The sequence below is a fragment of the Olleya aquimaris genome (assembly GCF_003259525.1).
GTDB lineage: Bacteria > Bacteroidota > Bacteroidia > Flavobacteriales > Flavobacteriaceae > Olleya > Olleya aquimaris.
Map to the genome: position 1 here is coordinate 255,470 of NZ_QLLO01000002.1, position 23,562 is coordinate 279,031.

The following is a 23,562-nucleotide window of genomic DNA, read 5'->3' on the forward strand; positions in this document are numbered from 1 at the left end:
ATAGTAGATAGTAGGTAGTAGGCAGTTGGCAGTAGGAAGTAGTTAGTAGGAAGTAGTTAGTATGCAGTAGGCAGTAGGCATAAGGCATAAGGCAATAGGGAATGGATAGGTAGCAGAAGAAGTAACTATAAGTTGGAGTTGTCTAGTTTTTAATCAAATTCTTCTTTTTGTTTTAAATAAACTTATGCTGTTGTTTTAAAATGCTTTAGAAGAAAAACATATCTTATAGCTAAAGCAATTAATACAGGGATTAAAGCAGGAGCAAAACGTTGTACGCCAATAGTCCAATGTAATGTCATTAAACACAACATTAACATTAAAAATTTAATGTATCCAATACACCATTTTTTTGGTGTAGTTTTAACTAGTTGCAACACACACAATAGACTTAATGGAAAAGCCCACAATAAGTTGTAATTATATGCTGTACTAGTGTGGTCTGTTGCAAACCAGAGTAAGAATACTAAAACACCAATTATTCCAGTTGTTATAAAAACAACCACATCTAACCATTTGGTTCTTAATTGGCTTTTGTAGTCTTTAAAGGTTATAAATACAATAATTACAGCTATGATTGTTAGTACAACTAGAGGACTGAATAAAAATAAGGTGTTTTCTGATTTTTCTTTATTGGTATAAATGGTCTTAGATTTAGTAACAAGCTTTTCTCCAGAGTTTTTTAAAGTAGCATGTTCAAAAAACAAGTGTATTTTTTCTGGTAAAAACAGCTGTTCTCTAGCAGAAGCCTGTCTATCTATAATCGATCCTAATGCTAAGTCAATCCCAAAACTTCCCCAAGTGTTCCAATGTACATGGCTGTCTATAAGCTCTCTAAAGGTTTGTTTTTTATAGTTGTTTGGTAAGTTATATTTTAAGTTTCCGTTTAGGGTAGTTTCTGTAACATCTCTAATTCTAGTAGCACAATTATCATAGAAAAAATCATATAAGTAAGCGCCTTCATCTTGTTTATAATTAGCTTCAAGATAATTGTATAAGTCTTGCTTTTGAGTAGTGGTTAGATTTAAAATCTGCTCTTTAATCGTCCTATTTTCAGTAATATAAAAGCTTATAAACTGATTATAATTAGATTTTCCTTGTAGGTATTTTAATTTACCCTGAGCAAAATTTAAATAAAAATTAGGGTCTTCAAAATTATAGCGACCAAAGTCGTAAGTTATATCTAAAAACCTAGATTTAATGTGGATTGCATTATGCCCAAATGCATCGTTTAAATTTTCACCAGGACCTATTGTTATGACACTTACTGTTGCGTCATCAGATAAAGGTAAAGTTTGAGAGAAACTGGTGGATACTACTAATAAAAAGAAAAAGCGCAATACTAAGGTCATACTACAAAGATAACTTATCTAAACACACTAAAGTCAAGTTTTAAAGAAAACACATTAGAGTATAAAGCGACACTTTGGTCTCCAATATCTGTAAATGCATAATCCACTTGGATTCCTTTATATTTAAAACCGACCCCAAAGCTAGGTTGAAAGGTTAGGTCTTCTGAGTTGTCAAACTGTAACTCATTTTGGAAATTACCTACTCCAGTTCTTAGGTAAATCATGTCTAAATATCCAAATTCAAATCCTAAAGCAGGATTTATACTTGCAAAAGACGAAGATAAAATATCATTATTTTGCTCGAATCTAACATTTAAATCCAACTCGGCTTCCAATGTATAATCGTAATGAAATCTGTATAATTTAGCCACACCAATTTGTAGTTTTGGGATGGTAATTTCTGTGGTTTCAGGTAATTCTTGGTTTTGCCCTTCTACTGCGTTTTGTACTTTAGCAAATTCTTCTTCATCAATATTCCAAGCATTAAATGTGGTTGTTATATCTCGAGCCATGATGCCAAACTTCCAATTGTTGTTACTTTCAAATTGAATAGCAGCATCTAGTCCAAATCCCCAACTTGAGGCAAAATCTCCAATAATTCTTCTAATAATTTTAGCATTGACTCCGTAACTTAAGCCTTCAATAGGTAAATCTCTAGAATACGAAAACGTTAACCCATAATCTGCAGTAGAAAACAAACTAATTCTGTCATAATTCACATTTCCTTGCTCGTCTATAAGTTGCGTGGTGTCTAAAATATCATCTACTGCAAATCGTATGAGAGAAATCCCAAAAGCACTTCTGTTATCAAGTGGCATAGCAAATGCAGCATAGTCGTAATTAGCAATATTAGCAAAGTAGCTAGAATGCATTAAGGCTAGTTGATTGTCTTCTAAATTGATTAAACCAGCAGGATTCCAATAGCCAGAATTAACATCGTTACTTCGTGCTACAACAGCATTACCCATTCCTAATGCAGCTGCATCCACACCAATATTCATAAATTCGTTTGAATATTTACGAGTAGTTTGAGCAATAGTTAAAGTTGTGCTCAATAATAAAAAGGCTAGTAAGCGTATTTTCAATGTCAATTTTTTTACAAAGATGCTATAATTTTTCTATATATTAAACTTCAATTTTAACACTATATTGTCTCGTGTTTGGAATAGAGCCAAATACTTTGTTATTTTTACAAAAAACTAACTAATGACTATTAAAGCTTTTATACCAAATTTTGTGACGCTTCTTAATTTATTCTGCGGAAGTGTGGCAGTTATCTTTGCAGTGAATAACCATTTTGTATTTGCAGCCTTTTTTGTGTTTTTGGGTATTTTCTTTGATTTTTTTGATGGTTTATTAGCCAGAAAACTTAAGGTGCAAAGTGAGCTAGGTTTACAATTAGATAGCCTAGCAGATATGGTCACTAGCGGATTGGTGCCTGGAATTATTATGTTTAAGTTATTAGAATTAGCAAGTCATAACAAAGCATTTACATCTATAAATGATTGGACAGCCTCTATGCAATGGAGTGGTTTTAAGTTAAATTTGTTACCCTTTATTGGATTGTTTATTACGTTGGCATCTGCCTATAGATTAGCACGTTTTAATTTAGACGAAGACCAACAAAGTTATTTTAAAGGTTTGCCAACACCTGCAAATGCTCTACTCATTTTATCTTTGCCATTAATTTTAGAGTTTCAGAATAACGATTTAATTAATGCAACTATACTTAATAAATGGTTTTTAATTGGACTAACCATTGCGAGTTGTTACTTATTAAATTCACCCATAAAACTATTTGCTTTAAAATTTAAAGATTGGACCTTTAAAACCAATGCAGTCCGCTACATCTTTATTATTTTAAGTATCGTGCTATTAATTGTCCTGCATTTTGCAGCTATACCAATTATTATTGCCTTATATATTTTACTGTCTTTATTTAATAATATAAACTAATCTTATACTATGTTAGAAGTTGTTTTTACATTACTAATGCTTATTTTATTACAAGCTGTTTTAGGCTTTGATAACCTTTTGTATATTTCTTTAGAGTCCAAAAAAGCACCTGAAGCCGATCAAAAAGGAGTTAGGAAAAAAGGGATTTTAATCGCTATTGTTTTAAGAATTGTATTGTTATTTGTATTGGTTAGAATCATTGGTTTTTTTCAAGAACCATTTTCTTTTTTAACGGGTGAAATTGGTGATGTCGCGTCCTTTGAGTTTAATGGTCATAGTTTAATTGTGCTTGCTGGTGGTGGATTTATAATTTATACTGCTATTAAAGAAATTTGGCACATGATTGGTGCTCCAGATTTAGATCATGATATTGAAGGTGATGGTAAAAGTAGAAAATCTGCCAATGCAGTAATTACCAGTATAGTTATTATGAATTTAGTGTTTTCATTCGATTCTATTTTAGCAGCAATTGGACTAACCAGCGATATTGAAAATGCAACTACTGCATTTATAGTTATGGCTATTGCAATTGTAATTAGTGGATTGTTAATGCTGTTTTTAGCAGATAGAATCTCAGTGTTTTTAGCTAAAAACAGAATGTATGAAGTCCTAGGTTTATTTATCCTGTTTATTGTTGGTATTATGCTAGTTACTGAAGGTGGACATTTAGCCCATTTAAAGTTATTTGGTAACCCAATAGAATCTATGAGCAAAACAACCTTCTATTTTGTGATTGCTATTTTAGTGATAACAGATGTTGTACAAGGTCGATATCAAAGAAAGATTTTGGCAGAGCAGAAAGCGATGATGAAAGATACTAAGAAGGATAAGGTGTCATAAAAAAAATCCCAATTGAAATTCAATTGGGATTTTTTTTATGAGATAATGTATTATTAATGTTATTCTCTAATCTTCTTCTTACGTAGTTCAAAATTCTGACCCAAGTACACTTTACGTACCATTTCATCGTTAGCCAATTCTTCAGGTTCACCTGCTTTAAGGATGCTTCCTTCAAACATTAAATAGGTTCGGTCTGTAATAGCTAAAGTTTCCTGTACGTTGTGGTCTGTAATTAAAATACCAATATTCTTTTTGGTTAGTTGTGCGACTATACGTTGGATGTCCTCTACTGCAACAGGATCTACTCCAGCAAACGGTTCATCTAATAAAATAAAGCTAGGATTAGTGGCTAAAGCACGAGCAATTTCTGTACGTCGACGCTCACCACCAGATAATAAATCACCTCTATTTTTTCTAATGTGTCCTAAACTAAATTCTTCAATTAAAGACTCCATACGGTGTAATTGCTCTTTTTTACTCAGCTTGGTTAATTGTAAGACACTTAAAATATTATCTTCAATACTTAATTTTCTAAATACAGATGCTTCTTGAGCTAAATAACCAATACCATTTTGTGCACGTTTGTACATTGGGTATTTGGTAATTTCTGTATTATCTAAAAAGATTTGTCCGCCATTAGGCTTAATTAAACCAACAATCATGTAAAACGATGTTGTTTTACCAGCTCCATTTGGACCTAATAACCCTACAATTTCTCCTTGATTAACCTCAAGAGAGACGTCTTTTACAACTTTACGTCCATTATAGGACTTCATTAAATGTTCGGCTCTAAGCTTCATGTAGATTATTTAATTGTGCTAAAAATAGTCATTTAGATATAACTATTAAAATAGGACTATTATTTTATGTAAAGTTTAACCTTGTGCCTCTAATGCTTCCCAATACTCGTAAGCACGTCTTAAATGCGGAATAACAATAGTACCACCTATTAAGGTTGCTATGCTTAATGTTTCCATAACCTGTTCTTTAGACAAGCCTAGTTTGTAACTAGATTCTAAATGGTATTTAACACAATCGTCACAACGTAAAACAGTTGAAGCTACTAATCCTAGCAACTCTTTTGTTTTAACGTCTAGAGCACCTTCGGTAAACGCGTTGGTATCTAAATTAAAAATACGTTTGATTATTTTGTTGTTATCGCTAAGAATTTTGTCATTCATCTTAGCACGATAGTCGTTAAAGTCTTTAACTTGGTCTGACATGTTTTTTCTGTTTTTTTAAATCTCTTTTTACTACTATTCTGGCAATATGAATACTAATTTCGTATAAAATTAATACAGGTATTGCAACTATAATTTGACTGGCTACATCTGGAGGCGTAATAATTGCAGACAGTATTAATACAATGACTAAAGCAAATTTGCGGTATTTGCGTAAAAACTCTGCAGTGACTAATCCAACTTTTGCTAAAAAATAAATAAGTATGGGTAACTCAAAAATAATTCCTGATGCTAAAACAGCAGCTCTAACTAATCCTACGTAAGACGAAATATCAATCTCATTAGACACTTCTGTACTAACAGAATAGGTCCCTAAAAAGTTTATGGATAAAGGTGTGATTATGTAATACCCAAAAAGTACACCCATAAAAAATAATAGAGAAGATATAATAATAAATCCAGTTGAAGTTTTTCTTTCTTTAGAAGTTAAGCCAGGACTTATAAAATGCCACAATTGGTAGATAACATAAGGAAAGGCAACTATAAAACCTGCATAAATTGAGGTCCAGATATGGATGGAAAATTGACCAGCCATTTCACGGTTTTGAATGATAAACGGGAACGCATCCGCACAAAAACTAATATCGTTTATACCAAAGAATTGAGACAGATTACACAACCATTGATAGGTTGGAAATGACATTTTTTGAGGCGCAAATAAAATTGTATCAAAAATAAAACTAGGGAAACAAAACGCTACAATTCCACAAATTACTACTGCCGAAACTATCCTAATTAAATGCCATCTTAAATCTTCAAGATGATCTAAAAATGACATATCGTTTACATCTTTTTTCGCCATTATAAAATCCCTTCTCTAATTAAATCATGTACGTGTACAACACCTGCATATTGACCGTCTTTTTCTACTAATAATTGAGATATACCATACGTTTCTAAAACTTCCATAGCATCTATAGCCATAGCATCTTCCTCAATACGTTTAGGATTAGCACTCATTATATCTTTAGCTGTTAATTGGCTAAAGTCATCCACTTTACTTAGCATACGACGCAAATCACCATCGGTAATAATTCCAACAATTTTATGGTCTTGGGTAACTGCTGTGACACCTAACATTTTTTCAGAAATTTCTACAATAACCTGCTTGATGTTAGTGTTTAAAGACACTTCTGGTTTCATATTTGCAGACGAAATATCGTGAACTCTTAAATATAATTTTTTTCCTAAAGCACCTCCAGGATGGTATTTAGCAAAGTCTTTACTTGAAAAACCACGCAATTCTAATAAACTAACAGCTAATGCATCACCTAATACTAATTGAGCTGTTGTACTGGTTGTAGGTGCTAGATTATTAGGACAAGCTTCTTTTTGCACAAACGCATTTAAAACAAAATCGGCTTGTTGCCCTAAAAACGAATCTTTATTACCAGTAATGGCAATCATTTTGTTTTCAGCATTTTTTATTAAAGGCACCAAAACTTTAATTTCTGGCGTATTTCCACTTTTAGAAATACAAATCACCACATCATCTTCTAAGATTAATCCTAAGTCACCATGTATGGCATCTGCAGCGTGCATAAATACTGCTGGAGTCCCAGTAGAATTTAGTGTAGCTACAATTTTTGTAGCGATAATGGCACTTTTACCAATGCCTGTAATAATGACACGACCTTTAGAGTTGTAAATTAATTCTACTGCGTCTGCAAAATCATTATCAATTAATGTAGAAAGGTTTAAAATAGACTGTCCTTCTAATTTAATAGTTTCTATTGCACTATTAATAATGGACGCTTTTGTTTTCAATGTCTTTAATTTTTTTGGTTTATAAAGATTTTACTATCTTTAGTCTTAATCTAAAAACTACAAAGGTTTTTAAATTGTAATTGGCAACAAATTTAGCGAAAAAATTGAGAGGGGAATTCAATTCTTTGCAACATTTTATTTGTTTGCCAAATGTAAGTAAGTGTAAATAATTAATTTAATACGTAAGTTTTATCTAGTGAAAAGCGAATTGCATTCAGCACTAAAAAAATACTTTGGTTTTGACGAGTTTAAAGGTCTTCAAGAACAAGTTATCAAAAGTATCCTTGAACAAAAAAATACATTTGTAATCATGCCCACTGGAGGAGGTAAAAGCTTATGCTACCAACTTCCAGCTTTAATGCAAGACGGAACTGCTATTGTAGTATCGCCTTTAATTGCATTAATGAAAAACCAAGTAGATGCCATACGAGGCGTCTCTAATGAAAATGGTGTAGCGCATGTTTTAAATTCTTCGTTAAATAAAACCGAAGTCAAACAAGTCAAAGCGGACATTACTAATGGTATAACCAAGCTGTTGTACGTGGCTCCGGAGTCTTTAACTAAAGAAGAAAATGTCGAGTTTTTACGAACGGTAAAAATCTCGTTTATGGCTGTAGATGAAGCCCATTGTATCAGTGAATGGGGACACGACTTTAGGCCAGAATACCGTAATTTAAGATCTATAATTAAACGCATAGGAGATAACATTCCTATTATTGGGTTGACTGCAACAGCAACTCCTAAAGTTCAGGAAGATATCTTGAAAAACTTGGGAATGAATGATGCTAATACCTTTAAAGCGTCATTTAATAGACCTAATTTATATTACGAGATACGTCCTAAAACCAAAAACGTAGACTCAGATATTATCCGTTTTGTAAAACAACACGAAGGAAAATCTGGTATCATCTATTGTTTAAGTAGAAAACGTGTTGAAGAACTGGCACAAGTCTTACAGGTAAACGGAATAAAAGCTGTGCCATATCATGCTGGTTTAGATGCTAAAAAACGCTCTAGTCACCAAGATATGTTTTTAATGGAAGATATAGACGTTGTAGTAGCTACCATTGCTTTTGGAATGGGAATTGACAAACCAGATGTACGCTTTGTTATCCATCATGATATCCCAAAAAGCATAGAGAGTTATTATCAAGAAACTGGACGTGCTGGTCGAGATGGAGGAGAAGGTCATTGTTTGGCCTATTATGCTTATAAAGACATAGAAAAATTAGAAAAATTTATGTCTGGTAAGCCTGTTGCAGAGCAAGAAATAGGTCACGCATTATTACAAGAAGTGGTTGCTTTCGCGGAAACCTCAATCTCAAGACGTAAATTTATACTGCACTATTTTGGTGAAGAGTTTGATAATGAAACAGGTGAAGGTGGAGATATGGATGATAATATGCGTCATCCTAAAGAAAAGCAAGAAGCTAAAGATGATGCTAAATTGGTATTAGAAATTGTTGACGCTACTAACGAAAAATATAAGGCTAAAGAATTAGTTAATGTTATTGTTGGTAAGTCTAACGCTTTAATTAGCTCTCATAAAACAGACGAACAATCCTTTTTTGGTAAAGGAAAAGAGAAAGAGAAGTCGTATTGGATGGCGTTAACACGACAAATTTTAGTCGCTGGATTTCTTAAAAAAGATATAGAAACCTATGGTGTTATTAAATTAACACCTGAAGGAAAAAACTTTATCAAAACTCCTGAGTCCTTTATGATGACTAAAGATCATGATTTTGGAGATGATGCTGATAGTAGTATAATTACAGCTAAAAAAGGCGGTGGAGCAGTAGTGGACGAAGCGTTAATGAAAATGTTAAAAGACTTACGTAAGTCTAATGCTAAAAAGATTGGAGTCCCTCCATTTGTGATATTTCAAGATCCTTCACTAGAAGATATGGCTCTAAAATATCCTACAACAATTGAAGAACTATCCAATGTTCACGGTGTTGGAGAAGGTAAAGCTAAAAAATACGGTAAAGATTTTGTAAAACTTATTGCTCAATATGTAGAGGATAATGACATTACTAGACCAGATGATTTGGTAGTAAAATCTACAGGAAGTAATTCTGGATTAAAATTATATATTATCCAAAATGTAGACAGAAAATTACCTCTTACAGATATTGCATCTGCTAAAGGCATGGAGATGTCTGCTTTTATAAAAGAAATGGAAGCCATAGTCTATTCTGGAACCAAATTGAATATTGATTATTGGATAAATGATATTTTAGACGAAGACCAACAAGAGGAGCTTCATGACTATTTTATGGAATCTGAAACCGATAAAATTGATATAGCAATTGATGAATTTGATGGTGACTATGATGATGAAGAACTACGATTATATCGCATTAAATTTATTAGTGAAGTTGCTAATTAGGTGGGAAGTGAAAAGTGGAAAGTGAAAAGTGAAAAGCGAAAAGTGAAAAGTAGTTGGTATTAAACTTCAGATTTTTCAAAAGGCTTAAAAACAAGTTTGTTTTTTTTAGTAGTTAATATTAGTTCTTTAATTGTTGAACGTCTAATAGTTTCTACAACGTCTTTTTCAATTTCAAAATCTATTCTGGTAACATAACCTTTAAAAATATCTGCTGGTTCAGATTCTAGTTCATTCATATCTGCATTTAAGTCTAATGAATAATTAGTACCTTCAATACGCAGTTTTGCACCAGTTTTGGTTTTAAGTTTAAATTTTCCAATAACATAAGTCTGGAAGTAATAATAACCACCAAGCTCATTATATCCTGCATATATCACATTGTTGTCCGCTACACCAAGAGGTTCATCTTGACTATGTTTTAATAAGGCTTCAACATAATTTGTATCACTAGTTTCTTCGTTTTCTTTCTTTTTAAAACTGCTAAAAATTCCCATTACTCAAATTTAATTTGGTCAAAACTACTAAAAATTAGTCGATCAAACTTTCTAGTTTTAACTTTTAAACTTGTTTGTTAGTTTCCTATCTTTGCACCTCATTAAAAAACAATGACATGCAAGACGGATTATACGCAAAATTTAATACAACAAAAGGCGAAATTTTAGTCGCTTTAGAATTTGAAAAAACACCAGGAACAGTTGGAAACTTTGTTGCTTTAGCAGAAGGTAATATGGAAAATGCTGTAAAACCTCAAGGGACACCATATTATGATGGTTTAACATTTCACAGAGTTATTCCAGATTTTATGATTCAAGGTGGTTGTCCTCAAGGTACAGGAAGTGGAAATCCTGGTTATAAGTTTGATGACGAGTTTCACCCTCAATTAAAGCATGATGGACCAGGTGTGTTAAGTATGGCTAATGCTGGACCTGGAACCAATGGTAGTCAGTTTTTTATCACACATATTGCAACAGATTGGTTAGATGGTAACCATACGGTGTTTGGAAAAGTAGTAGAAGGTCAAGACGTTGTTGATGCTATAGCACAAGGAGATAAAATTGACACATTAGAAATTATTAGAGTAGGTCAAGACGCAGAAAATTTTAATGCTATTGAAGCTTTTAGAACTTTTGAAGGCGCTAGAGAAAAACGTATTGCTGCAGAACGTGAAGCAAAACGTGAAGCATTAGATAAATTAGCAGCAGGTTTTGAAGAGACTGAAAGCGGTTTACGTTACCAAATTATCCAAAAAGGAAATGGTAAAAAAGCAGAAAAAGGAAACCAAGTATCTGTACATTATAAAGGTCAACTAGCAGACGGAACAGTGTTTGATAGTTCTTACAAGCGCAACCAACCTTTAGATTTTCAAGTAGGAGTAGGACAAGTTATTTCTGGTTGGGACGAAGGTATCCAATTATTAAACGTAGGTGATAAAGCACGATTTGTTATTCCTTCAGATTTAGGATATGGAGCAAGAGGTGCAGGAGGAGTCATTCCACCAGATGCTATTCTTGTGTTTGATGTCGAGCTTGTAGCTGTTAGTTAAAAAAAAAATGCTTTTGGCTTTTAGCCTTTAGCTATTAGATAAAAAAACCTCAAAAGATTAATTCCAACGTTTCGGAACTTTTGAGGTTTTTTTATTTACTTTTATGCTTATGACTGACCAAGAATTAGAACAGCTTAAATATCCTATAGGTGCATTTGATTGTCCAACAACTATTTCAGCGTCTACAATAGAAGCTTGGATTTCTATTTTAGAACATTTTCCAAATAGATTGGAGCAATTAGTGTCTAATTTTACAGACAAACAATTGGACACACCATACAGACCAAAGGGCTGGACGGTTAGGCAAGTTGTACATCACGTTGCAGATAGTCATCATAATAGTTACACCAGATTTAAATGGGCAATGACTGAGGATAATCCATTAATTAAAGCCTATAACGAAAAAGATTGGGCTAATCAACACGATTATAATCAACCAATTGACGCCTCATTACTTCATATAAAAGCTGTACATGCTAAATTGGTATACTATGTAAAAGGGTTAAGTTTAGAGCAATTAAATCGTGCTTTCATACATCCAGAAGGTAATGAAACAGTAGTGTTAAAAGAAAATTTAGGCATTTATGCTTGGCATAGCAACCATCATTATGCGCATATCGAAACGTTAGCAAAACGAGAAGGTTGGATTTAATAAAAAATTAAATAGCAACAATTTTAGAGCTTCTTAGTAGATAAATAACCAATACTGTTAAAAAGCCACTTACCAATAACACGTTAGTCCAATAAAACGTTTGGTTTCCCCAATGGGACCACATTTTTTTACCCATGACTTTTTGGACATAGCCTTTTGTTAATTTCCAATATACATACGTGAATATTAAAAACATTACTATAGCAATTGTTAATGTCCAAGATTTACTCATTTAATAATTAAGTATTGTGTTTTAGTATTTGTAAATAGCAGTTGTTTGACTAGTGTGCTAATAAAGATAGCTATTTTTATTTACAAATCATTTTTTCAATTTAGCGACTTCAATAGCAATAAATTCTGGTAAATAACTTGGTGTACAGTTTTTTGGTACTATGTCATCTTTATATAGTCCAGTAGATTCTCCAATTGCTATACATCTATCTCGGTATTTCTCCTCCCATTTGCCAATTTGTCCAGCAGTATAATTCATAGCCCATTGTACTTCGGGTTGCTCTGACATTAAATTTTTTTCAATAGCCTTTAATAAATATTCTGTATTGCTATGTTTGGTGTTACCCATCCATCTTAACCTAGCTTGATAATACCAAAACACTCGTCTTTGTAGGGTAGATGGGCTGTGCTCCCAAGATTCAATTAAAGTAATTAACTGTTTGCTTTTGGTTAATTGATTTGCAATTAGCCAATCCATTAAATGGATTTGTTCTTCTGGATTATGATTCTGTATGTCTGTATCTAGTTTGTTAATTACATTTTGATCTAATTGCTTATTATCAAGAATTAAAATAGCCAGTTGTCTAGCCATAAAATGACCAGTAGACCAAAGTTGTAAAGCTAAATCATGATCTTTTTTTATAGTTTTAGCAATGGTTCTTAAATCGCCTAATTTAGTCGTCTCTTTGTCAATGGTATTAAATATTTGCTTTGCTTTTGGTGATAGTTTCATGTTTTGACAAGGACTTAAAATGTGATTTTTATATTTTAAAAACTAAATTAAGTAAAACAGTTAAAATATAAAACGTTTAGATTTTTTTTAAGTGATTGTTTTTACCATCACTTAAAATTTTACGGACAGTTGCCCAAAAACTTAATAAAGAGCCAGTAGAGGTATCTGACAAAGAGGATAATAACATCAGATTGTTAGTGTGCTGTTTTAAGTTTTCGTTTTCTGGTTTATGAAAAGCCATATTCCATTCTGGAAAATAACGTTTATCCACGTTATTTTCCCAAAGTAGAGTGACATTATGATGTCTATTGTCTGCCTTTATTTTATCGTAAACCTCTAATACATCCTTTTTTTTACCCTCTAAAATTTGTACAAATCTTTTATTATGAAAAATAAGACACCCTGTAATATTTCTTGAATTGTTAATGAAATTAGAAGTTGCTAATATATTTTCAAGATCTTCCTGAACTAATTCAAGAACAGATTTAGAGTGGTAATTTAGTTGGTACATATAGTGGTTTAATCGTTGTATATACACGCGATTAATTGTTGGTTAATAGCTAGTATTAAGACTAAGGTAACAATATATATTCAACTTTGTAGAAAACTAAGGGTTTTTTATTTTGATTTATAGAGTCAAGTATGATTTTATTTGAGATTAGTTTTACTAGTAAATAATAAATGGTTACTTGATATATTCATTCAAAAACTTATACCTTAAATAGCTTAATCGACTTCTTAAAAACTCGATGTCTTGTCTTGATAAATGGTCTACAATAATTTTTATATTCCATTGTTTTGAAGAGGATATTACTAAATAAATAAAATCACTTCCAGTCGAATCGCTTCCTATATTTACACTATCATCAATGTAGATATTTGTTAGGTTTTGTAATTGTCGTGTTCTGTAAAAAGGTAAGCATCCATGTTTTACTTTAATAAAATTTTTGGAGAAAATTATTATTGTTTTAGAATGTAAATGAAAGGCGAAAAATAGAACTAGACCTAAAATAAGGCTTAATACAATTGGCGAAGCATTTTCTGGTTGCTTATATAATAAAAAGCTTATTACAAAAATTGCAAATCCAAATAATAAGATTCTCAAAAAGGTGCTCATATTCCTTTTAAGTCTAAAACCAGGAATTGATATTTTATAAGCATCACGTAAGTTGGTGATTTTTATGTCAGAACCTTTTAAGATATCGGGATTTTGCATTACTCAAAAATATTAAACTAATATATTAGTTTTTCTTATAGTTTTTAATAGAGAAGACTTCTTTTATGGTTAAAGCATTTAAAGGAAACTCTAAAAACACATGTAAAAAGCTTAAAAAGAATAATGCGATAAGTCCAGTTTTGTAATCATATACATATAATGCAACAGACAATATCCAAATGGCAAGTATTAATATTCCTTTTTGTTTAGATATGGCTTTTTTCCAACCTATTACAGAGGTTTTAGAAAACCAATTTAGATAATGATAGGTATACGCAAAGCCAATAAAAATTTGAATTTTTAAACCCACCTCAGAGAGTGCATAAAATTTTCCGTTTTGTATTTGATTTAAAAACTCTGCAATTTTAGAATTTACTCCCATCATGTTGCTTTCTATGTATGTGTCAATAGCACTTTGGTTTAGGTTGTAACTGGTAGCATCTATCGGAATTAACCAAATAACAAATGGTATGCAAAGCATTACTAAGCCTAATACATAACCATAACTACTTTTAGCTTTTAAGGCACCAAAAACAATAAATAAAAATGTAAATAAATACACATGAATCAAAGTTGGTAAAAATAATCCAACTATAAAAAGTGATTTTGGCACATAAAAGGTTAGGGTAATAGCTGTGATAATGGCTAAAAATAATACTAAAAATAAATGCTTTACTTTACTTACAAATATTAAACCTACCGCTAGAAAAAAACCAATAAGTAACAACGCGTTAGTGTTTCTGTTTACTAGTTTAAGTACATCATCTAACGCATTTGTTAACCCTAAATCCAGAAACTTGTAAATTGGGTAAATAGCTAATATAAAAGGGAAAAGTATAAAAAAGTAAATCCACTTTTTATTACTTTTTACAAAGTAGTTACGCTCTTTTAACCAGTTAATTTCGGTTAGGTAATGTAATGGACCTAAAATGGCATAGGAAAACAAAAACAATTCAAAAGGTAATTTGATAGCTACCAATAATGAAATTACTATTAAGGCAATATTTAGTAAGTCTATCGTCTTGGTGTTCACTTAGTTAAAACGGTTGGTTAATAGCAGTAATTTACTAAAATTATAATTCCTAAGGGACTTATTCTAATTTAAACGTTTGAAAATAAAGTTTGATACTAGCTAGTTTTCATCTTAAAACCAAGACTATTATAAAACCGAAATAAAAGTATTAATCCCTTTAGTAGCAATCTCTGGGATTACTGTTAAGGATTTTGTACTAGAAATAGATGGATTTGGATCTATATAAAATTTTGGTACATCTTGTGGTACAAAATGCATTAAACTTGCAGCTGGATATACTTGTAATGATGTGCCTATTATTAATAATTTGTCTGCTGTAGAGCAAATGTTAATTGCTTTTTCCATTAGTGGGACCTCTTCACCAAACCAAACAATATGCGGTCTTAATTGGTGTCCGTGTTTATCCACATCTCCTAAATTTAGATCTGTTTTCCAATCTAAAATAAAATTTTCATCTCTAGTACTTCTTACTTTTAGTAACTCGCCATGTAGATGTATAACATTAGTACTACCTGCACGTTCATGTAAATCGTCAATATTTTGAGTAATAATGGTTACTTTAAAGTGTTTTTCTAGGTTTGCAAGTTCAAGATGTGCTTGGTTGGGACTCACTTGTAATAATTGACGTCTACGTTGATTGTAAAATTCTAAAACTAATTCTGGGTTAGAAGCAAACCCTTTTGGAGAGGCTACTTGCATGACGTCATGATCTTCCCACAGACCGTCTTCGCCTCTAAACGTTTTGATACCACTTTCGGCACTCATACCTGCACCAGTTAATACCACTAAATGTTTCATAATTTTCACTACATTTGATATAAGTTATAAACTTAAGATTAATTCCCTTTAATATCTTAATGCTTAGTAAAAATAAGTCATTCATTTTTAAAAAATTAATCCATGAAAACCTTCAAGTATTTTTTCCTTTTTATTGCTTTAACTGTAATTACTAGTTGTACAGAAGATGATGCACCAGAAGTTGTTACACAAGTAGATTCTAGATTATTTACTATTGCTAGTTATAATAATTCAGGAATTTTTGGTTCTGCCAATTTTATTAAAAATTCCAACAACACAGTTACTATTCAAATTAATGTAGTAGGTACAACTGATGCTGTATTGTATCCAGCGCATATCCATTTTAATACTGCTGCAGAATCTGGTGCAATAGCTGTAAGTTTAGAGTCTGTAAATGGTACAACAGGACAAAGTGAAACCACTTTTAGCACGCTAGATGATGGTACGCCAATTTCTTATGAAGCGTTATTAGATTATGATGGACATTTTGTCATTCATCAAAGTGAAACTAATAATGCAATTGTTGCCCAATCTGATATCGGTCAAAATGAATTAACAACAAACACAGTAACCTATCCACTTAACCAGGTAGATTTAACAGACGCGTCTGGTAGTATCACATTTACAGAGCGTGTTAATGGTGAAGCTTTAGCTGAAATTAATCTAACAGGAAGCCCAGCAGGAGGCATAAATCCAGCACATATCCATGCAGGAAGCGTAGCAACTGCACCAGGTGCTATATTATTTACGTTTACTTCTGTAGATGGAACAAGCGGAATAAGTAGAACTAATGTTGATGCATTAAATGACGGAACACCATTTGGATATAATGATATTTTGTCAATAGATGGTTACGTCAATGTGCATTTAAGTGCGACCAATTTAGGCTTTTTGATTGCCCAAGGAAATATTGGTGCTAATTAATTACCTATTTAAAAGTATAGCTAAAACCTGATGAAAAACCATCAGTTTTTTTTATTTTTAAAGCATGGTAGATATTACATTATTACAACATCTTGAAACCTATCTAACAGAACATAGGTTAGCACGTTTTGAACAGGTATTAAACCAACGTACCAAACATTTTACAGTTGCTACAGAAGATGTATATCAATTACATAATACTAGTGCAGTTATCCGTAGTTGTGATGTGTTTGGTATCCAGGAGGTAAATATTATAGAGGAAACCAATTCGAAACGTATTGACCGAGAGATTGCAATGGGAGCACAGAAATGGGTAGATTTAAACCGGTTTCATTCAGTAAAAGATTGCATCAAAACCTTAAAACAAAAAGGCTATCAAATAGTAGCTACTACACCACATGCAGAGGATTGTGAGTTGTATGATTTTGATGTGACTAAAAAATCTTGCTTTTTCTTTGGAAGAGAAACCCAAGGATTATCTGAAGAGGTTTTAAAACAAGCCGATTGCTTTTTAAAAATACCTATGGTAGGTTTTACCGAAAGTTTAAACATATCTGTTAGTGCTGCAATAATATTACAACATGTCACTTCTAAATTAAAGAAAACTGATATAGATTGGCAATTAACTGAAACCGAAAAGCAAGAAAAAAAATTAGATTGGTGTAAAAAAACGATTAAAAGCTATGATGAGATTGTCGAACGTTTTTACGAAACTAACCAATAATTAAATTCGTTTTTTGCGACCACGATTTAATACCTTATATTCCTCGTAACATTCACTAATAGCATCTAATATTTGAAGGTCATTAGCAGTAGTTACAAATTCTTCCGAGTAGTTACATTGACTAACAATTTCGTCTAAATCCACTTTATTAACGCCCAATAATGCAGTTAGCATTTCTCTATCAAAACGTGCAGCCAAGGTGTTTCGGATGTTGTCATCCTCTTTCATCTTTTTAAGCTTACGTAACTCTGTTCCTTTTTTACTAAAGGTATTGTATAAAAAGTCTAACGGATTAAAAATAGAACCCAATACCTTAGTAACTGCACTAGGTTGTTTTTTGCCAGCTTCATAACCATTAGATAATCCAGAAATACTGTATCTATAATTGGTATTGATGTTTACTTGTTTAACATCTACTTCAAGGTATCCTGTTAATTTAAGTCCTGTGACTACAACTTCTTCTAAAGCCAAAGCCAGCTCTGTTAATGTAATGGTCGATTTTTCAATTTTATCAACCCAATCATTAGTCACTTTTACTTTTATAGATTTAAACCCTAAGTAGGAGAGGTGAAGCGTATCATTAGCTTTAGCACGTAATTCAAATTCTCCTTTAGCATTAGTTGCAGTACCAATAACTTGGGTTAAATTGACAATATTTACGTTTTCTAAAGGTTGTTTTGAAGTGGCATCAATAATAATTCCTTTAACCGTAGAATCTGATTTAACAGCAGTAGAATCTGTAATTTTTTTAACGGTAGTCTCTGCTGATGTGTTTTCTTTTTTATCTTGAGAAAATGCAAAAGTGGTGATGAAACTAAAAAGGAAAATATATAGGTACTGCTTCATTGATGTAAATTCAGATATAAAAATAATAAAGAAAACGCTAAAAATAGCGTCTTCTTTTATTTTTGACTAAATATTAACAGAAAGGTTTAACGTTATAATAGTTATAAATTAATCCTTACGTCTGTTTCTTGTTGGTCTAGCATGCGTTGTTTTAAACACAGATTTGTCTCTGTCACCAGAACGTCTTCCTCTACTCTCGGAGCTACCTTCAGAGCTTCTACGTCTATCACTTCTGTTACCAGAAGTATCATCGCTTCTTCTTGAGCGTCTTTCTCCTCTAGGTTTATCATCTCTGCGTCTGCGGTCTCCGCCACCATCACGACGTCTTCCACCACCTCTGTTTTTGTCACGTCCACCTCGTCCGCCACGACCACCTCGGTCTTCGGTAACTTCTACGTTTACAAAACGTCCATTGTCTTTATAATCGGTAAAAAAGGCTAAGACCTTCTCTTGATGTTCTTTTTCGGTATTAAAAAATGAGAACGTATCTTTTACATCTACTTTAAAGACATCATCACGACCTAAATCTAAAACGTCTTTTAAAAAGTCTTTTAGTTTCATCCAATCGTAACCATCTTTTTCACCTACATTAATAAAGTAGCGTGTTGCGTTACCAGAACTAGTTCTACCACTATCACGACCAGAATCTCCAGCTGCAACATTTAAGTTTTTAGCTTTTTGGTAATAGTTATAAAAACGTGTAAATTCTACAGAGAAAAACTTTTTAATTAATTCGTCTTTGCTTGTATCTTCAAACAAAGCGTTGATGTCTTCTAAGTACTTATCGATTTCGTGATTAATTTCTGTATTATGAATTTTGTTTGCTAAAGACATTAACTGTACTTCGCAAATTTCCATTCCGTTAGGAATTTCTTTTAATTCAAACTTTTTATTAATTATACGCTCGATGCTTTTAAGCTTTCTTACTTCACTTTTAGACACAATAACCATAGATACACCAGTTTTTCCAGCACGTCCTGTACGACCACTTCGGTGTGTGTAGGTTTCTATCTCGTCACTTAATTGGTAATTAATAACGTGTGTAACATCGTCTACATCAATACCACGTGCAGCTACATCTGTAGCGACAAGCATTTGTATTTGACGTGTTCTAAATTGTTTCATCACAATATCACGTTGGTTTTGGCTTAAGTCACCATGTAAGGCTCCTGCGCTATAACCATCTTCTATTAATTGTTCTGCAACTTTTTGCGTATCACGTTTGGTGCGACAAAATATTACCGAAAATATATCTGGATTTGCATCCGCTAATCGTTTTAAGGCTTGGTACCTGTCACGCGCATTTACTAAATAGTATTCGTGTGATACGTTAGAGGTACTTTCGTTTTTATGACCAACAGTCACCTCTAAAGGGTCGTTCATAAACTTTTTGGCTATGGTCGCCACCTCTTTTGGCATGGTTGCACTAAATAACCACGTGCTTTTTTCTTCTGGAGTTCCTGATAAGATATCTGTAATATCTTCATAAAAACCCATGTTTAGCATCTCATCTGCTTCATCTAAAACAGCGTATTGTATTTTGGTGATGTCTACTAAACGTCTTTTAATCATATCTTTCATACGACCAGGAGTAGCCACAATAATTTGTGCACCACGTTTTACTTCACGTGCTTGGTCTGTAATACTTGATCCACCATAAATAGCAGTCACGTTTAGTCCTTTGCTGTACTTACCGTATTGCTTCATTTCGTTTGCAATTTGCAAACATAATTCTCTAGTTGGCGATAGTATTAACCCTTGTGTGGTACGACTATCGACATCAATTTTTTGTAGCATAGGAAAACCAAATGCTGCTGTTTTACCAGTACCAGTTTGTGCTAAAGCGACTAAATCGCGTTCAGACTCTAATAATAATGGGATTGCTTTTTGTTGGACTTCGCTAGGTGTTTCAAAACCTAAGTCTGTAATGGCTTGTAGCAAGTTTGCGTCAAGACCAAGTTCTTGGAATGTGCTCATTCTAAATTATAAGTATTCAATTGCTTTATGTTGGTGTTACCTATAGAAGTGCATTGAACAACTTTAACCTATACTTCTAGTAACACATCCTCTCTCTGAGGAGTAATTTAACGCGTATGCGTTTTTTCAAGGTGCAAAGGTACACTTTTATTTAAGATATTTGATTGTTGTGTTACTAATTGTTTAAACTAATGATTTATAGTGTCTTAAAATGGGTTAATAAGAGGCGAATTAATAGTGATATTTTGGGTTTTCGAATATATAGGAACGTGTTCGTGTATGATTTGTGCGGAATCAGACGTTAGTCAGATTCAGTTGCAAATCAGATGTTGGTTTAAAGTTAGAAATATTCTTGAAACTTCATGCATAGCATGAATTATACACGTTGTTGTGCTTTCGTTATTCATTATTTAAACAATTTCAATTTTACCTAAACATTTGACTGTTAGCTTTCAAATAAGAATCAGAGAAAAATTTAACTATCTATATAATGTTCATCTTTGCCTTGGCTGATAGTTCATTTCTATTAATGTCATAATTATTCTTCAATATATTTCAAAATGTACTTCTTAAGTTCCATAGCTTCATTGGAAAGGCGTATTTTGGTACGATGGTTTCCTAGCAGCATTGCTTTTATGGAACTTATTTTGTTGGCAAAATCAGTCACTTCTGGGCTGTCTGGGTTACGTTCAAAAAAGGATAAATCGAGCTTATTCACTTCAGATTTCCATAAATCCGGAATATAGTTAGCTTCATAAATTGAATTGGGGTCTAAATAAGCCATTGAGATAGGATCTTTCAACTGAATAGTAATGTTATTATTGAAAGTTTCTTTTCTCTTGAGAGACTCGAAGGATTTATAATAATCTAATATTTTAAACCTCAAAGTATCAGAGACTATTAGATTTATTTTACCTGAAGATTTCATGTCTTCAAAAACAATGTTATTTCCCGAAAACGACGTTATACTCTGAAATCTGCGAATTGCGGTTACTAGTTTTGGAATGTCATTTTTAATTTTTTCTGCTCGAAAACTTTTTAAAATCGTTGTTTGAGCTTGAAGCTGCGAAGTATCCCTGCTTATACGTCTTTTTAATTCTAAAATATCCTTATCCAAGTTAGCAACAATTCCTGACAAATAGTTCTTTTCTGTCTTTTTATTTAGCCTGTTTTCATTCCAGTTATTGACCTGTAAGGCCAATAAGATTCCGATCATAACTAGGATAATTTCACCAATAGCATATTTCAAATACTTGCCAGTTTTGTTTTTCTCCATGAGGTCGAATCTTATTTTTCTAAAGAATTTAATCATATCTTATTTTTTAGCCTTTTCAAGATGCTCTAATAATCTATTGGTACGATTGAGCATATCATTATATCGGCTACCACTATTTCTATGGGCAATGAGAAAATGTGAGTACGCTGTATAAATATGTTGGTTATTAAATAGTGATTGCAAATCTGCTTCAAATGGAATTTTTTCTATTTCATTAGGCATACTTCTAAATTCATCATCTCTAGACAGTTCATTATCCTGTTTGCTGCTATGGTTTAAAAACTCAGTAAAATAAGATACAGGGTGTAATGAAGACGATGGGACAACTTGTTTTAATAATTCTATGCCTTTACGGTAATACGTTTCTTCATAGCGCTTTATATCTTGGACCTTATAATCGACTTTTTCTACATAGGTTGTAATGAAATTCTTAATTGAATCTGACTTTATAATATTTATTTTGCCTGAGTTAATAAGCGAACGTGCAGTACCTAATGTTGGGCTATAGGTAAATGAGCCCAATGGCCTTAACATATGTTTAAAAAGGCTGTCGTTAGGTGGGTTTTTCTTCCAGAAGGCATGGCACACTTTGGCACTAGCCTGGGCCATTTCCGTTTCCCATGTTATTCGTTTTTCAAGACCTTTTTGCGACTCTTTGAGGTCGGCTATGAGTTGGTTAATAATTACTTGCTCATCTTTTTCTCTTATGCGTTCATTGTTCCAGTTGTTAATCTGAAGTGCAATTAAAATCCCAATCACCACCAAGACAATTTCGCCGATTGCATACAGTAAATACTTACTAAATTTATTTTCAGTCAATAATCTTTGTCTAATTTTTCTAAAGAATTTTATATTTTATCATTGGTTATTGGTTGGTCATAATGAAGCACAACTTTATGATGATAAGGAATCGTTTTAATATTCTTTATCAGCAGTTCCTATATATTCGAAGTTAATAGAATTTTTTGACAAAGTCAAATCAAATCTTATTCAAATAATCTACCAATAACCTAATGGCTTTTCCACGATGACCAATCTTGTTTTTTTCGTCTAAAGAGATTTCTGCAAAAGTTTTAGTGTAACCGTTTGCTTTAAAAATAGGGTCGTAACCAAACCCTTTGTTACCTTGTTTGGTTGTGGTAATGTCGCCTTTACAAATACCAGTAAACGTTTCCAATTCATTATTTAAGTGTAAAGCAATAACCGTTTTAAATTGTGCTTGTCTATTAGATTTATTATTTAGGTTTTTTAATAATAAATCCATGTTATCATGGGCATCACGTTGTGCGCCTGCATATCGTGCGCTAAATACACCTGGTTCGCCATTTAGTGCTTCAACTTCTAATCCTGTGTCGTCTGCAAAACAGTCGTAACCATACTGCTGCTTGATGTATTCTGCTTTTTGAATGGCGTTGCCTTCAATAGTATTTTGTGTTTCTGGAACGTCCTCAAAACAACCAATATCTTTTAAACTTAATAATTTGATATGGCTTGGTATTAAGCTTTGGACTTCTTTAAGCTTGTTGAGGTTGTTTGTGGCGAAGACGAGTTGCATAATTATAAATTTTACTGGTAATGACTTTAATTAAACCGTTGAGGTAGTAAAACTAACCATTAATCTATTGGCTATTACTTAGAAGACATTAAAATTAGAGATTTGACGTAATTATTAATTTTTTAAAAAGCAAAGTTATGCCAAAATCAGAAAATTTTTCATGTATCCCAAAAGAGCCTTTAATAAAACTGGATGAGAACGGAGTTGCACCAATTGTAAAATACTCTATGCCACATGATACTTCATATACAGCTAAAAGCTTTATGCCTTTAGATATTGAAGAAAAGTGTTTTAAAGATGAGCATAGAAAAGAAGGAAATATTGATAACTACGATCGTTTTTCTGGTAAAAGCGAAAAACAAATAGCCAAAATACTGCATACAGAGTTTAGCAATTTTAAACGAAAAATAAATATGGCTAATATTAAAAACAATGTGTCCTCTGTCTCTTACGATAAAATGGAAGCAGAAATTGCACTAAACGTAAATGTAGAACCTTTAAAAATAAATTAA

26 protein-coding genes are annotated in these 23,562 nt (G+C 32.4%); 8 read left to right on the forward strand and 18 right to left on the reverse strand.

All coding sequences use genetic code 11. The features are described 5' to 3' along the window. Positions 1–182: 182 nt before the first annotated feature. Together LY08_RS03875 and LY08_RS03880 are read right to left on the reverse strand one after the other, a co-directional pair. Positions 183–1,349 carry a lipoprotein N-acyltransferase Lnb domain-containing protein gene (locus LY08_RS03875; RefSeq protein ID WP_111659123.1) on the reverse strand — a complete coding sequence of 389 codons (1,167 nt, stop codon included), beginning with the start codon at positions 1,347–1,349 and terminating at the stop codon, positions 183–185. 14 nt (positions 1,350–1,363) lie between these two features. Beyond that, the gene (locus LY08_RS03880; protein ID WP_111659124.1) at positions 1,364–2,434 is read right to left on the reverse strand and encodes a putative type IX sorting system protein PorV2; all 1,071 of its coding nucleotides are present in this window, start codon (positions 2,432–2,434) and stop codon (positions 1,364–1,366) included. A gap of 121 nt (positions 2,435–2,555) precedes the next feature. On the opposite strand from LY08_RS03880, the gene LY08_RS03885 reads away from it, so the two are divergent. Continuing rightward, a complete protein-coding gene (locus LY08_RS03885; RefSeq protein WP_111659125.1) occupies positions 2,556–3,305 on the forward strand; it encodes a CDP-alcohol phosphatidyltransferase family protein in 750 nt (249 codons plus the stop codon). Positions 3,306–3,314: 9 nt separating this feature from the next. After that, positions 3,315–4,145: a TerC family protein gene (locus LY08_RS03890; protein WP_111659126.1), complete on the forward strand. Its 831-nt coding sequence runs from the start codon at positions 3,315–3,317 to the stop codon at positions 4,143–4,145. A gap of 59 nt (positions 4,146–4,204) precedes the next feature. Here LY08_RS03890 and lptB read toward each other — a convergent pair whose 3' ends face one another. The 4 genes from lptB to LY08_RS03910 form a co-directional block, all read right to left on the reverse strand. Continuing rightward, the gene (gene lptB / locus LY08_RS03895; RefSeq protein WP_111659127.1) at positions 4,205–4,945 is read right to left on the reverse strand and encodes an LPS export ABC transporter ATP-binding protein; all 741 of its coding nucleotides are present in this window, start codon (positions 4,943–4,945) and stop codon (positions 4,205–4,207) included. Positions 4,946–5,020: 75 nt separating this feature from the next. Continuing rightward, positions 5,021–5,368 (reverse strand): carboxymuconolactone decarboxylase family protein, encoded by a 348-nt coding sequence (locus LY08_RS03900; protein ID WP_111659128.1) that lies wholly within the window; start codon positions 5,366–5,368, stop codon positions 5,021–5,023. Then, a complete protein-coding gene (gene tatC, locus LY08_RS03905; RefSeq protein ID WP_111659129.1) occupies positions 5,352–6,188 on the reverse strand; it encodes a twin-arginine translocase subunit TatC in 837 nt (278 codons plus the stop codon). The genes LY08_RS03900 and tatC overlap by 17 nt, the downstream gene beginning before the upstream one ends. Next, entirely contained in the window at positions 6,188–7,153 is a 966-nt protein-coding gene (locus tag LY08_RS03910; RefSeq protein WP_111659130.1) for a KpsF/GutQ family sugar-phosphate isomerase, read from the reverse strand. The genes tatC and LY08_RS03910 overlap by 1 nt, the downstream gene beginning before the upstream one ends. Positions 7,154–7,349: 196 nt before the next feature. Here LY08_RS03910 and recQ point away from each other — a divergent pair, with 196 nt between their 5' ends. Continuing rightward, on the forward strand, positions 7,350–9,542 hold the full coding sequence (recQ, locus tag LY08_RS03915; protein ID WP_111659131.1) for a DNA helicase RecQ: 2,193 nt from the start codon (positions 7,350–7,352) through the stop codon (positions 9,540–9,542). Positions 9,543–9,601: 59 nt separating this feature from the next. Here the strand turns inward: recQ and LY08_RS03920 are convergent, their stop codons facing one another. Then, the gene (locus LY08_RS03920; RefSeq protein WP_111659132.1) at positions 9,602–10,036 is read right to left on the reverse strand and encodes a hypothetical protein; all 435 of its coding nucleotides are present in this window, start codon (positions 10,034–10,036) and stop codon (positions 9,602–9,604) included. Positions 10,037–10,152: 116 nt separating this feature from the next. On the opposite strand from LY08_RS03920, the gene LY08_RS03925 reads away from it, so the two are divergent. Both LY08_RS03925 and LY08_RS03930 read left to right on the forward strand, forming a co-directional pair. Beyond that, positions 10,153–11,085, forward strand: coding sequence for a peptidylprolyl isomerase (locus LY08_RS03925; RefSeq protein ID WP_111659133.1), 933 nt, complete (start codon positions 10,153–10,155; stop codon positions 11,083–11,085). A 109-nt stretch (positions 11,086–11,194) separates the two neighbouring features. After that, positions 11,195–11,737 carry a YfiT family bacillithiol transferase gene (locus tag LY08_RS03930; RefSeq protein WP_111659333.1) on the forward strand — a complete coding sequence of 181 codons (543 nt, stop codon included), beginning with the start codon at positions 11,195–11,197 and terminating at the stop codon, positions 11,735–11,737. A 7-nt stretch (positions 11,738–11,744) separates the two neighbouring features. On the opposite strand, the gene LY08_RS03935 is transcribed toward LY08_RS03930, so the two are convergent. From LY08_RS03935 to LY08_RS03960, 6 genes are all read right to left on the reverse strand, one after another. Beyond that, positions 11,745–11,969, reverse strand: coding sequence for a hypothetical protein (locus LY08_RS03935; RefSeq protein WP_111659134.1), 225 nt, complete (start codon positions 11,967–11,969; stop codon positions 11,745–11,747). Between the two features lie 87 nt (positions 11,970–12,056). Beyond that, positions 12,057–12,701 carry a DNA alkylation repair protein gene (locus tag LY08_RS03940; protein WP_111659135.1) on the reverse strand — a complete coding sequence of 215 codons (645 nt, stop codon included), beginning with the start codon at positions 12,699–12,701 and terminating at the stop codon, positions 12,057–12,059. Between the two features lie 76 nt (positions 12,702–12,777). Next, positions 12,778–13,212 carry a BLUF domain-containing protein gene (locus LY08_RS03945; RefSeq protein WP_111659136.1) on the reverse strand — a complete coding sequence of 145 codons (435 nt, stop codon included), beginning with the start codon at positions 13,210–13,212 and terminating at the stop codon, positions 12,778–12,780. Between the two features lie 174 nt (positions 13,213–13,386). Then, entirely contained in the window at positions 13,387–13,917 is a 531-nt protein-coding gene (locus LY08_RS03950) for a hypothetical protein (RefSeq protein WP_111659137.1), read from the reverse strand. A 25-nt stretch (positions 13,918–13,942) separates the two neighbouring features. Next, positions 13,943–14,950 carry a hypothetical protein gene (locus LY08_RS03955; protein ID WP_111659138.1) on the reverse strand — a complete coding sequence of 336 codons (1,008 nt, stop codon included), beginning with the start codon at positions 14,948–14,950 and terminating at the stop codon, positions 13,943–13,945. Between the two features lie 126 nt (positions 14,951–15,076). After that, positions 15,077–15,748 (reverse strand): SIR2 family NAD-dependent protein deacylase, encoded by a 672-nt coding sequence (locus LY08_RS03960; RefSeq protein ID WP_111659139.1) that lies wholly within the window; start codon positions 15,746–15,748, stop codon positions 15,077–15,079. Positions 15,749–15,850: 102 nt separating this feature from the next. Here LY08_RS03960 and LY08_RS03965 point away from each other — a divergent pair, with 102 nt between their 5' ends. Continuing rightward, positions 15,851–16,672 carry a CHRD domain-containing protein gene (locus tag LY08_RS03965; RefSeq protein ID WP_111659140.1) on the forward strand — a complete coding sequence of 274 codons (822 nt, stop codon included), beginning with the start codon at positions 15,851–15,853 and terminating at the stop codon, positions 16,670–16,672. A 64-nt stretch (positions 16,673–16,736) separates the two neighbouring features. Then, positions 16,737–17,396, forward strand: coding sequence for a TrmH family RNA methyltransferase (locus LY08_RS03970; protein WP_111659141.1), 660 nt, complete (start codon positions 16,737–16,739; stop codon positions 17,394–17,396). Here the strand turns inward: LY08_RS03970 and LY08_RS03975 are convergent, their stop codons facing one another. The 5 genes from LY08_RS03975 to LY08_RS03995 all read right to left on the reverse strand — a co-directional run bounded on the left by LY08_RS03975 (position 17,397) and on the right by LY08_RS03995 (position 23,050). Continuing rightward, on the reverse strand, positions 17,397–18,242 hold the full coding sequence (locus tag LY08_RS03975) for a carboxypeptidase-like regulatory domain-containing protein (RefSeq protein ID WP_111659142.1): 846 nt from the start codon (positions 18,240–18,242) through the stop codon (positions 17,397–17,399). It abuts the gene before it with no gap. A gap of 108 nt (positions 18,243–18,350) precedes the next feature. After that, entirely contained in the window at positions 18,351–20,219 is a 1,869-nt protein-coding gene (locus tag LY08_RS03980; protein WP_111659143.1) for a DEAD/DEAH box helicase, read from the reverse strand. Positions 20,220–20,757: 538 nt separating this feature from the next. Further along, positions 20,758–21,531, reverse strand: a complete 774-nt coding sequence (locus tag LY08_RS03985; protein WP_146603195.1) for a DUF6090 family protein — start codon at positions 21,529–21,531, stop codon at positions 20,758–20,760. Positions 21,532–21,534: 3 nt separating this feature from the next. After that, positions 21,535–22,314 (reverse strand): DUF6090 family protein, encoded by a 780-nt coding sequence (locus LY08_RS03990; protein ID WP_111659145.1) that lies wholly within the window; start codon positions 22,312–22,314, stop codon positions 21,535–21,537. A gap of 160 nt (positions 22,315–22,474) precedes the next feature. Next, positions 22,475–23,050, reverse strand: coding sequence for a non-canonical purine NTP diphosphatase (locus tag LY08_RS03995; protein ID WP_111659146.1), 576 nt, complete (start codon positions 23,048–23,050; stop codon positions 22,475–22,477). A gap of 137 nt (positions 23,051–23,187) precedes the next feature. Between LY08_RS03995 and LY08_RS04000 the strand changes: the two genes are divergently transcribed. Beyond that, positions 23,188–23,562 (forward strand): hypothetical protein, encoded by a 375-nt coding sequence (locus LY08_RS04000; protein WP_111659147.1) that lies wholly within the window; start codon positions 23,188–23,190, stop codon positions 23,560–23,562.

Excerpts from the sequence above, each read along its gene's own strand:
- LY08_RS03945 (WP_111659136.1), bottom strand. The coding sequence starts at position 13,212 with ATGTACCAACTAAATTACCACTCTAAATCTGTTCTTGAATTAGTTCAG.
- LY08_RS03930 (WP_111659333.1), top strand. The coding sequence starts at position 11,195 with ATGACTGACCAAGAATTAGAACAGCTTAAATATCCTATAGGTGCATTT.
- LY08_RS03970 (WP_111659141.1), top strand. The coding sequence starts at position 16,737 with ATGGTAGATATTACATTATTACAACATCTTGAAACCTATCTAACAGAA.
- LY08_RS03885 (WP_111659125.1), top strand. The coding sequence starts at position 2,556 with ATGACTATTAAAGCTTTTATACCAAATTTTGTGACGCTTCTTAATTTA.
- LY08_RS03980 (WP_111659143.1), bottom strand. The coding sequence starts at position 20,219 with ATGAGCACATTCCAAGAACTTGGTCTTGACGCAAACTTGCTACAAGCC.
- LY08_RS03920 (WP_111659132.1), bottom strand. The coding sequence starts at position 10,036 with ATGGGAATTTTTAGCAGTTTTAAAAAGAAAGAAAACGAAGAAACTAGT.
- LY08_RS03975 (WP_111659142.1), bottom strand. The coding sequence starts at position 18,242 with ATGAAGCAGTACCTATATATTTTCCTTTTTAGTTTCATCACCACTTTT.
- LY08_RS04000 (WP_111659147.1), top strand. The coding sequence starts at position 23,188 with ATGCCAAAATCAGAAAATTTTTCATGTATCCCAAAAGAGCCTTTAATA.
- tatC (WP_111659129.1), bottom strand. The coding sequence starts at position 6,188 with ATGGCGAAAAAAGATGTAAACGATATGTCATTTTTAGATCATCTTGAA.
- LY08_RS03985 (WP_146603195.1), bottom strand. The coding sequence starts at position 21,531 with ATGATTAAATTCTTTAGAAAAATAAGATTCGACCTCATGGAGAAAAAC.
- LY08_RS03950 (WP_111659137.1), bottom strand. The coding sequence starts at position 13,917 with ATGCAAAATCCCGATATCTTAAAAGGTTCTGACATAAAAATCACCAAC.
- LY08_RS03960 (WP_111659139.1), bottom strand. The coding sequence starts at position 15,748 with ATGAAACATTTAGTGGTATTAACTGGTGCAGGTATGAGTGCCGAAAGT.
- LY08_RS03900 (WP_111659128.1), bottom strand. The coding sequence starts at position 5,368 with ATGTCAGACCAAGTTAAAGACTTTAACGACTATCGTGCTAAGATGAAT.
- LY08_RS03875 (WP_111659123.1), bottom strand. The coding sequence starts at position 1,349 with ATGACCTTAGTATTGCGCTTTTTCTTTTTATTAGTAGTATCCACCAGT.
- LY08_RS03995 (WP_111659146.1), bottom strand. The coding sequence starts at position 23,050 with ATGCAACTCGTCTTCGCCACAAACAACCTCAACAAGCTTAAAGAAGTC.
- lptB (WP_111659127.1), bottom strand. The coding sequence starts at position 4,945 with ATGAAGCTTAGAGCCGAACATTTAATGAAGTCCTATAATGGACGTAAA.
- LY08_RS03965 (WP_111659140.1), top strand. The coding sequence starts at position 15,851 with ATGAAAACCTTCAAGTATTTTTTCCTTTTTATTGCTTTAACTGTAATT.
- LY08_RS03935 (WP_111659134.1), bottom strand. The coding sequence starts at position 11,969 with ATGAGTAAATCTTGGACATTAACAATTGCTATAGTAATGTTTTTAATA.
- LY08_RS03925 (WP_111659133.1), top strand. The coding sequence starts at position 10,153 with ATGCAAGACGGATTATACGCAAAATTTAATACAACAAAAGGCGAAATT.
- LY08_RS03890 (WP_111659126.1), top strand. The coding sequence starts at position 3,315 with ATGTTAGAAGTTGTTTTTACATTACTAATGCTTATTTTATTACAAGCT.
- LY08_RS03940 (WP_111659135.1), bottom strand. The coding sequence starts at position 12,701 with ATGAAACTATCACCAAAAGCAAAGCAAATATTTAATACCATTGACAAA.